A 16,223-nucleotide genomic window follows, 5' to 3' on the forward strand; every position below is an offset into this window, starting at 1 on the left:
GACATGGCCCGGATCGGCGGCTCGCGCATGACCGTGGACCCTGAGCTGTCGCTGGCCCGGCACGACCATCCGGCGCCGGAGCGTGGCACCGTTGGCGAGCTGGTACGCGCGGCGGCCGCAAGGTCGCCGGGAGCACCGGCAGTGATCGGCGCTGCAGGCTGCATGACTTACGCCGAGCTGATCGATCGCGCCGATCAGGTCCGCGCCGCCTTGACCGCGCGCGGCGCGCGGCGCGGCGACCTGATTGCCGTGCTTTCCGGCCGCGACCTCGATCTTCCCGCTCTGCTGCTCGGCGTGCTCGATGCCGGCTGCGGCTACGTCCCGATCGCGCCGCACTATCCCCGGTCTTTCACCGAGACCGTCCTCGCGGCAGCTCAGCCCGCGCTGATTGTTGCCGATGCCCGATCTCCGCTGCAGCTCGGTGCCGAATGGCGGGATCGCCTGATCGGAACCGGCGACATTCGCGGCAAGCCTGCTGTGCCGCCGGTCGCATGCGCATCGGATACGGCCTATGTGATCTTCACCTCGGGCTCGACCGGCCATCCCAAGGGCGTCGTGGTCCGCCATGACAACGTCACGCGGCTGATGGTGTCGCCTTCCTACGCCGCGATCGACAGCAACAGCGTCGCGTTGGCACTTTCGCCACCGAGCTTCGATGCCGCGGTCTTCGACCTCTGGCCGTTCCTCGCGGCCGGCGCCCGCATCGTGCTGCATCCGGATGCGCCTCCGACACCTGACAGCATCGCCGAGCTGGTGCACCGTCACGGCGTCACCACGACGTTCATCACGACCGGCCTGTTCAACCGCATTGCCGAGGATCGTCCCGCGGCTCTTGCCGGCGTCGAGGTCCTGACCGGCGGCGAACGCGGCAGCGCCGAGGCCGCGTGTCGGGTGCTCGATGGCGGCGCCCGCGCGATCGTGCATTGCTACGGACCGACGGAGACGGCGGTCTACACGACGGCCGCCCGCTTCACCGCAGACGCCCGCCCGACTGAGCCTTTCTCGATCGGCGGTCCCATTGCCGGAACGTCCTGCTACGTGCTCGATTCCGATCAGCAGCCGGTTGCGCTCGGCACGGCAGGCGAGCTCTGGATCGGCGGCGAAGCCGTCGCCACCGGCTATCTCGGCGATCCCGAGCTGACGCAGCAACGCTTCCGGCCGGATCCTTTCCGTCCCCAGGGACGCATGTATCGCAGCGGCGACAGCGTCCGCATGCAGCGCGACGGCTCGTTGATCTTCCTTGACCGCCTCGACGCGCAGCTCAAGATCCGCGGCCATCGCGTCGAGCCCGGTGCGGTCGCACGCCATCTCGAGGCCATCGACGGCGTTCGCGGCGCCGTCGTGCTGGCCGCGGAGCTGTCGCCCGGAGACGTCAGACTCCATGCGTTCGTCACGACTTCGGCCAAGTCCAACGGATTCGAATCCCAACTCCGCTCCCGGCTGCAGGCCGAGCTTCCGCCGCCAATGGTGCCGGCGCGGATCGTGATCGTGCCGTCATTTCCGCTGTCGGCCAACGGCAAGGTCGATCGTGATGCATTGCTCGCGCATGTGGCGGCCGCCGCAGGCGGTAGCGTCGAGCCTCGCTACGACGACCGCGATCAGGCGGCGGTCGCCGCCTTGTTCACGTCCGTCCTCAAGCTTGCGCCGGGAAGCCTCGACGACGACTTCTTTGATCTCGGCGGCGACTCGCTGCTGGCCATGCGCCTCCTCGGGCAGTTGCGCACACAGCTCGGCTGGGAGGGCACGCTGCAGGATCTCTACGCCGATGCGACCGTCCGCGGCGTGGCGCGGCGCCTCGCCGACATGGCCGCCCCCTTTGAGGCCGGCGTGCTGTGACCGCAGCCTCGCTTCTCGCCACCCTGAAGAGCCGCGGCATCGCGCTGTTCCTGGACGGCGATCAGCTGCGGTTTCGGGCCCCTCCCGGCGCGCTGACCGCGCAGCTGCGCGACGCGATCGCAGCCGATCACGCCGGCATCATCGCTCACCTGCGCGATGTCTCGCGTCTTTCGAGCGCCGAGAAGCGACTGTGGTTTGCCAACCGGCTCGCACCGGACGAGGCACCTTACAACGTCTCGGCCGCCTACCGCCTGTCGGGCCGGCTCGATGCCGGTGCGCTCGAAGCTGCGGTCAGCGATGTCGTCGCCGGGCATGACGCGCTGCGGACCGGCTTTCGCGAGATCAATGGTGAGCCGGAGCGGTTCATCGCGGCGCCATCTCCGTTCCGGATCACGCAGCTCGACCGTTCGCAGATCGCGCCCGGTGAGCGGGACACTGTCGCGCGCGACCTGGCCTCCCGCCTCTCGCAACGCGCGATCGCGCTCGACCAGCCACCGCTGCTGAGCGCCACTCTGGTCCGCTTCGCGGACGATGATCATCTGCTCATCCACCTCATCCACCACATCGTCACCGACGGCTGGTCGCACGCGCTGTTCTGCCGCGATCTGTCGGCCGCCTATCGCGCGCGTCTGGCTGGGCAGCCGTGGCGCTCTGCGGCACACAAGGCACAATCCGGTCCATCCGCGACGATTGCGCTGGGCCGGCCGCCGGCACTCCCCGACATACCCCCGGCGCCGGTGCCGCACGATGCGGTTCGTCCCCATGGCCGGCCTCACGACGGCCATACGCTGGCGACGCGGCTTCCGGCGGGCCTGCACGCGCGCGTCCGTGCTGTCGCGCGACAGCGCCGCACCAGCATCGCAACCGTCCTGCTGGCGGTGCACACTCTGCTGGTCGCGCGTCTGTCGGCGAGCTCCACGCCCATTGTCGCCGTGCCGGCTGCAGGCCGTCGCGATCCCGAATTGGGCGAGCAGATCGGCTTCCACGTCGATACGCTCCTGGTTACGGCGTCCTGCGGCTCGTCGATGCGCTTTACGGAGCTGCTGAGCCAGGTGCATGACGGGCTCGCCGCTGCGCTCGACGCCGCAGGCGCCGAGTCGTCGAATGATCCTTCGCACTCGGTCCTGCTCGCCGAGCCCGCGCTGACGAGCTTCGCCTATCAGGCCACACCCGACACCCCGCTCCTGCTGGACAATGTCGACGTCGGGATCGTCGGCTTCGAGCGCGGCACCACCCGTTTCGATCTCGAACTGCACGTCTGGCCACTCGCCGGCCACGCCACATCGGCACTGCTGGAGCCTGCGCCGGACAGCGAACTCGCGCTGATCGGGGCGGATGCGGGCGAGCCGGATGGTCTGCGCCTGATGCTTACGGCGCGCAGCGACAGTTTCACACGCGATGGCGCGGCACGATGGCTGCGCCGCTATGTGCACCTGCTCGACGCGTGCATTGCTGCGCCCGACAGCCTCGTCGCCGATCTGCCGCTGGACTCGCCCTCCGACCTGCGGACGCAGCAGCATGTCCTGGAACGGCCGCGTGCGCCGCCCGGCGGCGACACGGGTCTTGCGGCTCGCTTCGAGACCATTGCGGCCGCCCATGGTGAGCGCATCGCAATCGAGAGCAGCGACGGCCGCACGCTGAGCTATGCCGCGCTCGAGGCGGCGAGCCGCGCGCTCGGCGAACGGCTCGTGGCCGCTGGTGTCCGGAACGGCGACATCGTCGGCGTTGTCGCCGAGCGCTCGGTCGAGGCCGTCGTCATGCTGCTCGCCGTGATCCGCGCCGGCGGCGCCTATCTGCCGCTCGATCCCGCGCTCCCCGAGGCGCGGCTTGCGCTGATGCTGCGTCAGGCCGGCGTTCGCCATGTCGTGGCGACCAGTACGATGCGCGACGTCCTGATGCGGATCGACGGCGCGCTCCGCATCGTCGTCGCGGACGAAGTGGGCGAGCTTGCCGATGCAGCGCTGCCCGCGCCGCGGCTGATCGGCGCCGACAGCCCGGCCTATGTCAACTTCACCTCCGGCTCGACCGGCACGCCCAAGGCCATCCTGGTGCCGCAGGGCGCCGTCGCCAATCTCGTGCTCGACACCGACTACGCGGCGCTCACGGCCGACGATCGCATCGCCCAGGCCGCGCCGCTGTCCTTCGATGCCGCCACCTTCGAGATCTGGGGCGCGCTGCTCAATGGCGGCTGCGTCGCGATGCTCGACAAGCAGACCCTGCTCGATCCCGATGCGCTCGCCCGCGATCTGCAGGCGCGCGCCGTCTCGGTCATGTTCCTGACCACCGCGCTGTTCAACCAGGTCGCTCAGTTGAAGCCGGCCGCCTTCGCGCCGCTGCGGCTCGTGCTGTTCGGCGGCGAGGCCGTCAATGCCGACCATGTCCGCAGCGTGCTCGCGGCCGCTCCGCCGGCCCGCCTGCTCCATGTCTACGGCCCGACGGAGACCACGACCTTCGCGACCTTCCATCCGGTCGGCCAGCTCACCGATCGCGCCGCCACGGTGCCGATCGGGCGGCCGCTGCCCGGCGTGATCTGCCGTATCCTCGACACCGATCTGAAGCCGGTGCCGGCCGGCATGCCCGGCGAGCTCTGCATCGGCGGCAGCGGCCTTGCCACGGGCTATCTCGGCGATCCGGTCGCGACCGACGCCCGCTTCGTCACCGCGCCCGACGGCGTCAGGCTGTACCGCAGCGGCGATCTCGTGCGGCTCGATCCGAACGACACCATCGAGTTCGTCGGCCGCCGCGACAACCAGGTCAAGATCCGCGGTCATCGCATCGAGATCGAGGAGATCGAGCTCGCGCTCGCGTTCCATCCCGCCGTCGCCGAGGCTGTCGTGATCGTGCAGGGCGACGATGAGGACAAGTCGCTCCAGGCCTTCGTCACGCTTTCGGATGCAACTCACGAGACCGCGGCGGTGCTGCGCTGGCTTCGCCAGGAGCTGCCGGACTACATGATCCCGGCACGCATCACTCTGGTCGCGCGCATGCCCGTCAGCGAGCATGGCAAGATCGACCGCGTGGCCCTGCGGCTGATGAGGCCCGCGACGGTGCCCGATACCAATGCCGGCTCCGCTGACGATCTCGAAAGCGAGATCATCGCGATCTGGTCGCAGCTGCTGGCGCGGCCGATCGGACGCGACAGCGACTTCTTCGAGAATGGCGGACATTCCCTGCTCGCGACCCGCGTCCTTGCGCAATTGTCGCAGCGCCGCGGCCTCATCGCACCGTTGCGACTGCTGTTCGAGCAGCCGACGCCGCGCCTCCTTGCCGCGGCCATCGCCGATGGTACGCCCGCTGCTCCGGACACCCGCGAGGTCATCGCCGGCAGGGCCGGCACCGGCGCCGCGCCGCTGTCCTTTGCGCAACAGCGGCTCTGGTTCCTGGAGCGGCTCGACCCTGGTACGGCGGGCTACAACGTGCCGGTTGCCTATCAGCTCGACGGGCCGCTCGATGTCGCCAGGCTGCAGGCCGCGCTCGATCACGTCGTCGCTCGTCATGAGCCGCTGCGCAGCCGGATCGGCGAGCGCGATGGCCAGTCCTGGCAGGAGCCGCTGGCGCCGATGCCCTGTCCGCTGCGCACAGTGGATCTGCGCGGCCGGCCCGATGCGCTCACACGGGCACGCGCTGTGGTCGCCGCCGCAGCGCTCGAACCTTTCGATCTGACGCAGCCTCCTCTGCTGCGCGGCACCTTGATCCTGACGACGAATGACCGCGCCGTCCTGGCGCTGACCATGCACCATATCTCGTGCGATGGCTGGTCGCTGACGGTGCTGGCCCGCGAGCTGTCGCTGCTCACGAGCGGCGCCACCTTGCGTCCATTGCCGCTGCGCTACGCCGATTTCGCCGCATGGCAGCGTGACTGGTTCTCCGGCGCTCGCGCACGCGAGCAGCTCGAGGCCTGGTCGGCCCGTCTGGCTGATCTGCCCGAGCTGCGCCTGCCGCTCGACCACCGACGTCCGGCCCGGCAGTCCTATCGCGGCGGCATCGTTCCGATCATGATCGACGCAGCGACCACGGCGCGCGTGAAAGCCCTGTCCGAGCGCTGCAACGCGACGCCGTTCATGGTGCTGCTCGCGGTCTACGGTGCCGTCATCGGACGCGCCGCCGCGCAGGATGATTTTGCGGTGGCCAGCCCGATCGCCAATCGCCAGCATCACGAGACCGAGGAGCTGATCGGCTTCTTCGTCAACACGCTGGCGCTGCGGCTCGACCTCTCCGGCGCGCCCTCGCTGGAAGCGCTGGTGTCGCGCGTGCGCGGCGTCGCGCTGGAGGCCTATCAGAACCAGGACCTGCCGTTCGAGCAGCTCGTGGAGCGCCTGCAGCCCGACCGTGATCCCGCGCGCAATCCGCTGGTGCAGGTCGCATTCGCGCTCCAGAATGCGACCGATGACCGCCTCATTATTCCCGGCATCGAGGCAACGCCGTTCGCGGTCGATATCCGTACCACGCGGTTCGACATCGAGACGCATTTGTTCGAACGCGACGGCGCCATCGCGGGCCTGCTGGTCTACGCCAGCGATCTGTTCACGGAAGCCACGGCGAGCCGACTCGCGGCTCAATTCGTGGCTCTGCTGGCCGCGGCGCTGGATGCGCCGGACACCCCCTTGCCGTCGCTGGTCGTCGCCTCGCCCTCCGACCTGCGGACGCAGCAGCATGTCCTGGAACGGCCGCGTGCGCCGCCCGGTGGCGACACGGGTCTTGCGGCCCGCTTCGAGACCATTGCGGCCACCCATGGTGAGCGCATCGCAATCGAGAGCAGCGACGGCCGCACGCTGAGCTATGCCGCGCTCGAGGCGGCAAGCCGCGCGCTCGGCGAACGGCTCGTGGCCGGTGGTGTCCGGAACGGCGACATCGTCGGTGTTGTCGCCGAGCGCTCGGTCGATGCCGTCGTCATGCTGCTCGCCGTGATCCGCGCCGGCGGCGCCTATCTGCCGCTCGATCCCGCGCTCCCCGAGGCGCGGCTTGCGCTGATGTTGCGTCAGGCCGGCGTTCGCCATGTCGTCGCGAGCCGCGCGATGCGCGACGTCCTGATGCGGATCGACGCCGCGCTCCGCATCGTCGTCGCGGACGAAGTGGGCGAGCTTGCCGGTGCAGCGCTGCCCGCGCCGCAGCTGATCGGCGCCGACAGCCCGGCCTATGTCAATTTCACCTCCGGATCGACCGGCACGCCGAAGGCCATCCTGGTGCCGCAGGGTGCCGTCGCCAATCTCGTGCTCGACACCGACTACGCGACGCTCACGGCCGACGATCGCATCGCCCAGGCCGCGCCGCTGTCCTTCGATGCCGCCACCTTCGAGATCTGGGGCGCGCTGCTCAATGGCGGCTGCGTCGCGATGCTCGACAAGCAGACCCTGCTCGATCCCGATGCGCTCGCCCGCGATCTGCAGGCGCGCGCCGTCTCGGTCATGTTCCTGACCACCGCGCTGTTCAACCAGGTCGCTCAGTTGAAGCCGGCCGCCTTCGCGCCGCTGCGGCTCGTGCTGTTCGGCGGCGAGGCCGTCAATGCCGACCATGTCCGCAGCGTGCTCGCGGCCGCTCCGCCGGCCCGCCTGCTCCATGTCTACGGTCCGACGGAGACCACGACCTTCGCAACCTTCCATCCGATCGGCCAGCTCACCGATCGCGCCGCCACGGTGCCGATCGGACGGCCGCTGCCCGGCGTGATCTGCCGCATCCTCGACGCCGATCTGAGGCCGGTGCCGGCCGGCATGCCCGGCGAACTCTGCATCGGCGGCAGCGGCCTCGCCAAGGGCTATCTCGGCGATCCGGCCGCGACCGACGCCCGCTTCGTCACCGCGCCCGACGGCGTCAGGCTCTATCGCAGCGGCGATCTCGTGCGGCTCGATCCGAACGACGCCATCGAGTTCGTCGGCCGGCGCGACAACCAGGTCAAGATCCGCGGCCATCGCATCGAGATCGAGGAGATCGAGCTCGCGCTCGCGTGCCATCCCGCCGTCGCCGAGGCTGCCGTCGTGGTGCGGACCAAGGACGAGGACAAGTTTCTCGATGCCTACGTCACCTTGAAGCCCGACGTTGCGACTGCGCAGCACCAGCAGCATGGGCAGGCCTTCGTGTCCGACTGGCGTGAGCTGTACGAGATCACCTACGCGCCTGAGTCCGATGCGGCGGATGCCGATCTCGCCGGCTGGCACGACAGCTACACCGGCCGGCCGATCGTGGTGGCCGAGATGCGCGAATGGCAGGCAAGGACGACGGAGGCGCTGCTGGCCTTGGGGCCACGCCGCGTGCTGGAGATCGGCTGCGGCACCGGGCTGCTGCTGCGCGGCCTCGCCGATCGGGTGGAGACCTATCACGGCACCGACTTCTCCCCGCAGGCCGTTGCCGGCACGCGTGAGCTGGCGCGCCAAAGCGGCTGGACCCATGTCACGATCGAGCAGCGCGAGGCCGACAATTTCGACGGTGTGCCGCCCGGCCATTTCGATCTCGTCATTCTCAACTCCATCGTTCAGTACTTCCCGAGCCGTGACTATCTGCGCCGTGTCCTCGACGGCGCGTTCGAATGCCTTGCGCCATCAGGGCGGATCTATCTCGGCGACATCCGGTCGCTGCCGTTGCAGCGCCTGTTCGCGGTCTCCGTGGAGGCCCGGCAGCACGCGCTCGGCGGGCCTGCCGTTCTCGCGCGCGCGGCCAACCGCATCCGCTTCGACAAGGAGCTGGTGCTCGATCCCGCCTACTTCACCCGCATCGCCGCCGAGCACGGCGCCGCGGTTCGGCTCGCCGCGAAGCGCGGCATGGCGGTGAATGAGCTGACCAAGTACCGCTACGAGGTGGTGATCGACACCGCCGCCGCCCCTGGTCTGGGCTCTCCTGCGAGCGTCGCCTGGACGGCCCTCGATGCCGCCGATCCGGTCGCAGCGATGATCGGCGCCGCGCGGGCGCATCCCGCGCTCTGCATCACCGGCGTGCCTGATGGCCGGCTGAGCGAGGATCTGCGGCTGCTTGCCGGCATCGACCCCGAGGTCGCGCCGCCGGCCGAGGCCCCGCATCCCGAGCAGCTCGCGGAGGCCGCGGCCGCCGCCGGCTTCGCGGTCGATTTCGCGCTGTCCGAGCGCGCCGGCGATGGCGTGTTCGACCTGCTGCTTTATCCTCGCGGCGACGTTCGCCCCGTCTCTCCGCTGGAGGCCGCGCGGACGACGAAGCCGTGGGCCGAGCTCTCCAACGATCCCCTGCAGACCGCGCTCGGCCGCAGCATCGGCCCCGAGCTGAAGCTGCATCTGTCCCGGCTGCTGCCGGACTACATGATCCCCGGCCAGATCGCGGTGCTGGAGCGGATGCCGCTGGCCGGCACCGGCAAGATCGACCGCCGCGCCTTGCCGCCCATCGCATCCGCGCCGGAGCAGAGCGAAGCGGCTGCACCTGCCGGCGATGCCGAGCGTGCAGTGCATGGAATGTGGCAGGAGCTGCTGCAACGCGAGCGCATCGACCGCGCCACCAACTTCTTCGACGCCGGTGGCCATTCGCTGCTGCTGGTCCGGCTGCTCCATCGCATCAACACCCATTTCGGCCGCGACCTCGCGCTGATCGATCTGTTCCGCGCCACCACGATTGCGGACCAGGCCAAGCTCGCCACCCACGAGGCGGCCAATGCGGCCGACAGTCCCGAGGTCGGGGACCGCGCCGAGCGCCGCCGCCACGCGCTGGTCGACCGCAGGCGGAGTTTGCGATGAGCAGCCCACACGATCAGCTCGGACCAGACGCCGCGCCGGGTCTCGGCGAGCGGCTGGGCGTGGCGCCAGCCGAATTGAAGTCGCGCGTGATCGACTTCTACAATGGGCTCAACACCTACCTCTCCGACAGCAGCCTCGACGGCTATGTGCAGTTCTTCAACTGGGGCTACCTGCCGGTCGAGGGCCGCCCGGACGACTGGCGCGGCAGCCTGCCGGCAGCGATGCTCGACCGCCATGCCGTGCGGCTGGTGCTGGAGCTGCTCGGGCCGATCAGCGTCGACGGCCTGGACGTGCTCGACGTCGGCTGCGGCCGCGGCGGCACGCTGGCGACGCTGGCCGCGCGCTGCGCGCCGCGCAGCCTGACCGGCGTCGACCTCAATCCCCGCAGCATTGCCCATTGCAAGCAGACGCACGCCGATCCGCACCTGCGCTTCTTCCAGGGCGATGCCGAGGACCTCGCCTTCGGCGACTGCAGCTTCGATCTCGTCACCAACATCGAATCCTCCAACGCCTATCCGGACATCGACCGCTTCTATCGCGAGGTCAATCGCGTGCTCCGGCACGGCGGCCATTTCGCCTACACCGACCTGCTGCAGCCGGGCCAGTTCGGGCATGCGCGCGATTTCCTCACCGCCAATGGCTTCGTGATCGAGGCCGATCGCGACATCACCGCCAACGTGCTGGCTGCAAGGCGCGAGGCCGCGCAGGTGCAGCTGCGTGCCTTCAACGCGGAGCAACCCGGCGCCGCCGACCCGACGCGCGCCGCCTTGATGAGCTACTTCCTTGCTCCCGAGGGCTCGGAGTTCTTCGATCATATCGAGGACGGCCGCTTCGAATATCGCATCCTGCGGCTGCGCAAGGTTGCCGACTGCATCGAGCTGTAACGAGGCGTGACGATGTCCGATGACGACGTCTATGATCTGCCCGACAAGGCCACCGCGCCCGAGGCCTTCAAGTCGCGCATTCAGCGGTTCTACGGCTATTGGAACCGGCGCGTCGACAGCCTGCCGTTCGGCGAGGTCAGCCTGTTCATGAACTGGGGCTACCTGCCGTCCGGCCAGGACGAGGCCGGCATCCTGCCGCGGCCCGATGCGGTCAATGCCAGCTCGGTGCGGCTGATCCTGGAGCTGGTCGGCGACACCGAGCTCGCCGGCCGCGACGTGCTCGACGTCGGCTGCGGCCGCGGCGGCACGGTGCACACGCTGCTGAGCTACTTCCAACCCCGCGAGGTCACCGGCCTCGATCTCACGCCAGAGAACATCGCATTCTGCCGGCGCGCCGTCGATGCGCCGCGCAGCCGCTTCCTCGAAGGCGATGCCGAGCAATTGCCGTTTCCCGACCAGAGCTTCGACGTCGTCACCAATGTCGAGAGCTCGCATTGCTACCCTCACATCACGCGCTTCTTTGCCGAGGTGGCGCGGGTGCTGCGGCCGGGCGGCACGTTCCTCTACACCGACGTGTTCGATCGCGACGAGGTGACGGCGCGCCGGGCCGAGATGAGCGCCTGCGGGCTCGACGTGCTCAGCGATCGCGACATCACGCCGAACGTGATGCTGGCTCGCGCAGCCGAAGGCGACTCGCAGCTCGAAGGCTTCGGCACCGTGTCGCCCGCCGAGGCCTGCGCTGCCACCGAGCAGTCCGACGCGCGCGTGCTCGACCTCGTGATGGCCCGGCCCGGCTCGCAGATGCAGGTCGCGATGACCGAAGGCCACCTGTCCTATCGCATCCTGCGCGCGCGCAAGCGCTCGATGCTGGCGAGCCGGCTGCGTCCTCAGCGCTGATCACCCGTCAGCTGCGCGCCGACCAGACTGGCCAAGGCCAGCGCCGGCGGACGCTCATGCTCCGTGATGCGAACGGACCCGTCGGCAGCGGCGACCAGCAGCTCACCGTCATGCGCCGCCATCACGCGCCCCGCCGGAGCATCCGCGGCGGCGTAGCCGCTCGGCTCGGCCCGCCAGATCAGCAGCGGCGCGTCGTGGCCGGCGACGAAGCACCGTGCGGGCTTGAACGGGCTCAGCGCTCGCAGCCGCCGCAGCACCGCCGCGCGCGGCTGGTGCCAGCACAACACATCGTCATCCGGCTTGAGCTTGCCGAAATAGCGCCGCGGCCCCGTTCCCGGCATCCCGCGCGCGCCGGCGAGCACGGCCTGCACCGCGCCCTGATAGAAGCCGACCGCGCCGTCGCGCAGCCGTTCCTCGACGACGTCGCGATACGGCGCGTCATCGATCGCGATGCGGCGGGTGCGGATGATCGGCCCGTCGTCGAACGCAGCGCTCATCAGATGCGCCGTCTGGGTGATCGCAGGCCAGCCTTCGAGGATCGCCGCGAACACCGGCTCGAGCCCGCGCGCGCCGGGGATCTCGCCGGGATGCAGGTTGAGGACGCCGAGCCGCGGCAGCGCGAGCAGCTCCTCGGCAAAGCGCTCGGGATGACCCCAGTTCACGAACAGGTCGGCGCCGAGCGCCCGCAGCTTCGCCATCGTCGCGGGATCATTGATTGACGGACCGACATCGACCAGCGGCAGCCTGCGCGACGCGGCGCGCCGTTCCACCCCGCTGCCGAGCGTGCCACGCGGCGGCACGATCGCGCAGATATCACATCCGTCGGCGATCAGCGCATCGGCGAGCTCGAAGCTCGGCACCGAGCTGCCGAGAATGGCGATCTGGGCGCGCTCCATCGCAATCTGCTGCCTCCATCTGTGCGCGCCTCGCACGCGCCGTACCGACTTAGCGCAGGGCGCGAGTCGGCGCATCCCGTCTCATGACGCAACTTCACCGGTGTCAAACATCGAAGGCAAGCCATCGCGATCCCGCAGCGACGACGCCCGGGCTTTTGCATCTGGTTCGTCCTCTCCTGCTAAGAAGAGGCGCAGGGAAGGCCGGGAGCCTGCCGCCCCCATGGCCCCCGTGCAGAGAAAAATGCACGGGGTAGGAACCACAGGTTCGGCTGGGACATCCCGGCCTTCCCTGCGCGATGGTTGAGCGGCTTATACGTGCTCTCCTTGGGGACCGGCTTGATTGCCCCCATCGCGAACGGGTCATCATCCCCGTCCACTTGACCTCGGCACCGGGAGGCCAGGACCACACGATTTCGCCGTCGCATCGCTCCGTTCGTCCGCCCGGCCGAAACCAGGCTGCAGACCGACGCGCCCACCGCATCTCGGACCCGACGTTCGTGACGATCGCGAAACGTCCCTCTTGGCGGGCCCGGATGCGCGGAAATGTGGATGTGATTTGCCCGACGACACAAGTGATGAGTCCGCGACAAACTGGCACGACGGGCAGTTGGCGCATGGCCGCGATGCGGAGATTGGCCGTCGGGCAGAGACCAACTCGGCCGGCGCTCACACCGCGCCCGACGGTCCTGCGACAGTATAAGTCGCAAGAATTCGGAACGTACTGTTTCCGATCAACCCGGCAGGCGTGCGCCGGGATGACATTGGCGTGTGCTGGACCAGCGGCCCTGCCCCTTGCACCGGTCGGTTCGTCGCGACTTGAGACGCGCAAGAGCCGCGCGCCTCGGAAGTCTGTCGCCAAGGCCTTAATGCGCCGCGGAGGGCAGTTGCTCCTTGGCGGCCGGCGCGACCGTCGCCTTGTCGCGGGTGAAGAAGCGGATCACCATCACGAAGAACACCGGCACCCAGAACACGGCGAGGAAGGTCGCCGTGATCATGCCGCCGAGCACGCCGGTGCCGAGCGCCTGCTGGCTCGCGCCGCTCGCGCCGGTCGCGATCACCAGCGGCACGACGCCGAGGATGAAGGCCAGCGACGTCATGATGATCGGCCGGAAGCGGAGCTCGCAGGCCGTCACCGTCGCCTCGATCAGCGGCGTGCCACGGGCCCGCAGGTCCTTGGCGAACTCGATGATGAGAATGGCGTTCTTGGCCGACAGGCCGATGATGGTGATGACGCCCACCGTGAAATAGACGTCGTTCGGCAGTCCGCGCAGCCAGGCCGCTGCGACCGATCCGATCAGTCCGAGCGGCACCGCGAGCATCACGGCAAACGGGATCGCCCAGCTTTCATACAACGCGGCAAGGCACAGGAAGACGAACAGGATCGACAGGCCGAGCAGGAAGACGGCTTGCGATCCGGCGAGCTTCTCCTGCAGCGACTGCCCGGTCCAGGCGTAGCCGAATCCCTTCGGCAAGGTGCCCATCAGCCGCTCCATCTCGGCGATCGCGTCGCCCGAGGTATAGCCGGGCTTCGGATTGCCGGTGATGCGCACCGACGGATAGCCGTCGAAGCCCACCACTTGCGTCGGCCCGACCGACCAGGCGATGCGCGAGAACGACGAGAACGGCACCATCTCGCCGGCATTGTTGCGCACGCTATAGGTGAGTAGATGCTCGGGCTTGGTCCGCTTGTCGTCATTGGCCTGAACGATGACGCGCTGCATGCGCCCGAGGTTCAGGAAGTCGTTGATGTAGTTCGAGCCGAGGCTGGTCGACAACGCGCCGTTGATCGCGGCAAAGGTCACGCCGAGCGCGGCGGCCTTGGCGCGGTCGATCTCGAGCCGAACCAGCGGCGCCGGCGGCAAGCCTTCGACGCTGAGCTTGCCGAGCACCGGCGAAGCGGCGGCGGCCGCGAACAACTGGTCCTTCGCCGCCATCAGGGCGTCGTAGCCGCGCTGCGAGCGATCCTGCAAACGGAAGCTGAAGCCCGAGGTGTTGCCGAGATTGTCGATCGGCGGCGGCGCCAGCACCGACACCTCGGCGTCCCTGATCTTCGCCAGCTCCGGATTGAGCCGCGCGATCAAGGCATCGGCGCTCTCGTTGCGGCCGCGCTCCGACCAGTCCTTCAAGGTGACGAAGGCCTGAGCCGTGTTGGAGCCCTGTCCATAGAAGCTGAAGCCGGCGATGAACGATACCGTGTCGATGCCGGACGTTTCGGCAAGCTTCTTCTCGACTGTCTTGATCACATCGAGCGTGCGGTTGGTGCTGGCGTCGGCCGGCGTCAGCACGTCGACCATCACGAAGCCCTGGTCGTCGACCGGCAGGAAGCCGCCCGGCAACCGCCACAACGAATAGCCGAGCCCGGCCAGCAGCAGCACGTAGATGAGCATGAAGCGGCCACCGCGCGCCACGACCCAGCGCGTCGCGCCGGTGTAGCGCTCCGTCACCCGCCCGAACCAGCGGTTGAACCAGCCGAAGAAGCCGCCTTTGGCGTGGCCATGGCCCTTCTCGATCGGCTTGAGCAGGGTCGCGCACAGCGCAGGAGTCAACGACAGGGCCAGGAAGGCGGAGAAGCCGATCGACACCACCATGGACGCCGAGAACTGCTGATACATGATGCCGACCGAGCCGGGAAAAAAGGCCATCGGCACGAATACCGCCATCAGCACCAGGGTGATGCCGATGACGGCGCCGGTGATCTGCTCCATCGCCTTGACGGTCGCCTCAACAGGCGACAGCCCCTCCTCCGCCATGATGCGCTCGACGTTCTCGACGACGACGATCGCGTCGTCGACCAGGATGCCGATCGCGAGCACCATGCCGAACATCGTCAGCACATTGATGGAGAAGCCGAGGCTGAGCAGCACCGCGCAGGTGCCGAGCAGCGCGATCGGCACCACGATGGTCGGGATCAGCGTGTAGCGGATGTTCTGAAGGAACAGGAACATCACCAGGAAGACGAGGATCACCGCCTCGCCCAGGGTCATCAGCACCTTCTTGACCGAGGCGGCGATGACCGGGGTGATGTCGTAGGAGACCTCGTATTTCACTCCGGGCGGGAAGAAGCCCGCGAGCTCGGCCATCCGCGTCTTGACCGCCTTGGCGGTCGCGAGCGCATTGCCGGTCGGCGCCAGCTGCACGGCGACGGCGGCCGCCGGCTTGCCGTCCAGCCAGGACGAGAAGGCGTAGGTCAGGCCGCCGACCTCGATCTTCGCCACGTCGGACAGCTTCACGGTGGAGCCGTTGAGGTTGGCGCGCAGCACGATGTTGCCGAACTCCTCCGGCGATTCCAGCTGTCCCTTGACCAGCACCATGTTCTGGGTGCGCTGGCTCGATGGTGACGGCGGCACGCCGAGGATGCCGGAGGCGACCTGCGAGTTCTGCGCAGCGATCGCGGCGTCGACGTCCTGCGCGGTCAAACCGAGTCCGAGCAGCTTGTCGGGATCGAGCCAGATGCGCATCGCGCGCTCGGTCGCAAACAAGCGGGCGCGGCCGACGCCCGGCAGGCGGCGCAGCTCCGGGAGAACGTAGCGCGTCGCGACGTCGCCGAGACCGATCTCGTCGAGACTGCCGTCGGTCGAGGTCAGCGTGACGAACTGAAGGATGGCGCTCGAGGCCTCGAGAATGACGATGCCCTGCTTGCGCACCGCCTCGGGCAGACGCGGCTCGATGCGCTTGATGCGGTTCTGGACGTCGACGGCCGCGAGCTCGATGTCAGTGCCCGGCTTGAACTGGGCGATGATCTCGACCTCGCCGGTGGTGTCGCTGGTCGATTCGTAGTTCAGAATTCCGGAGGCGCCGTTCAGCTCCTCCTCGATCAGACGCGTGACGCTGTAATAGAGGTTCTCGGTCGATGCGCCGGGATAAGCGGTCGAGATCGAGATCGAGGGCGGCGCGATGATCGGGTATTGCGCGACGGGCAAGAACGGAATCGACAGGATGCCGCCGAGACAGATGAAGATCGCCACGACCCAGGCAAAGATCGGACGTGCGATGAAGAAGCGTGACATGACGGATGGTCTCCG

6 protein-coding genes are annotated in these 16,223 nt (G+C 68.7%); 4 read left to right on the top strand and 2 right to left on the bottom strand.

Features of this window, described 5'->3' with window-relative positions; all coding sequences use genetic code 11:
• Positions 1-3 precede the first annotated feature (3 nt).
• From QXZ94_RS12645 to QXZ94_RS12660, 4 genes are read left to right on the top strand one after another with little or no spacing between them, the layout of a single operon-like run.
• Positions 4-1,836, top strand: coding sequence for an amino acid adenylation domain-containing protein (locus QXZ94_RS12645; protein WP_315720680.1), 1,833 nt, complete (start codon positions 4-6; stop codon positions 1,834-1,836).
• Positions 1,833-9,524: a non-ribosomal peptide synthetase gene (locus QXZ94_RS12650; protein WP_315720681.1), complete on the top strand. Its 7,692-nt coding sequence runs from the start codon at positions 1,833-1,835 to the stop codon at positions 9,522-9,524. The genes QXZ94_RS12645 and QXZ94_RS12650 overlap by 4 nt, the downstream gene beginning before the upstream one ends.
• On the top strand, positions 9,521-10,408 hold the full coding sequence (locus QXZ94_RS12655; RefSeq protein WP_315720682.1) for a class I SAM-dependent methyltransferase: 888 nt from the start codon (positions 9,521-9,523) through the stop codon (positions 10,406-10,408). The genes QXZ94_RS12650 and QXZ94_RS12655 overlap by 4 nt, the downstream gene beginning before the upstream one ends.
• Positions 10,409-10,420: 12 nt before the next feature.
• Positions 10,421-11,305: a class I SAM-dependent methyltransferase gene (locus QXZ94_RS12660; protein WP_315720683.1), complete on the top strand. Its 885-nt coding sequence runs from the start codon at positions 10,421-10,423 to the stop codon at positions 11,303-11,305.
• On the opposite strand, the gene QXZ94_RS12665 is transcribed toward QXZ94_RS12660, so the two are convergent.
• Together QXZ94_RS12665 and QXZ94_RS12670 are read right to left on the bottom strand one after the other, a co-directional pair.
• Positions 11,296-12,201: a methionyl-tRNA formyltransferase gene (locus tag QXZ94_RS12665; RefSeq protein ID WP_315720684.1), complete on the bottom strand. Its 906-nt coding sequence runs from the start codon at positions 12,199-12,201 to the stop codon at positions 11,296-11,298. The genes QXZ94_RS12660 and QXZ94_RS12665 overlap by 10 nt on opposite strands.
• An 863-nt stretch (positions 12,202-13,064) precedes the next feature.
• Positions 13,065-16,208, bottom strand: coding sequence for an efflux RND transporter permease subunit (locus QXZ94_RS12670; RefSeq protein ID WP_315720685.1), 3,144 nt, complete (start codon positions 16,206-16,208; stop codon positions 13,065-13,067).
• Positions 16,209-16,223: the final 15 nt, after the last annotated feature.

Origin of the sequence: Bradyrhizobium sp. SZCCHNS2022 (assembly GCF_032377575.1) — a bacterium.
Classification (GTDB): Bacteria; Pseudomonadota; Alphaproteobacteria; order Rhizobiales; family Xanthobacteraceae; genus Bradyrhizobium; species Bradyrhizobium aeschynomenes.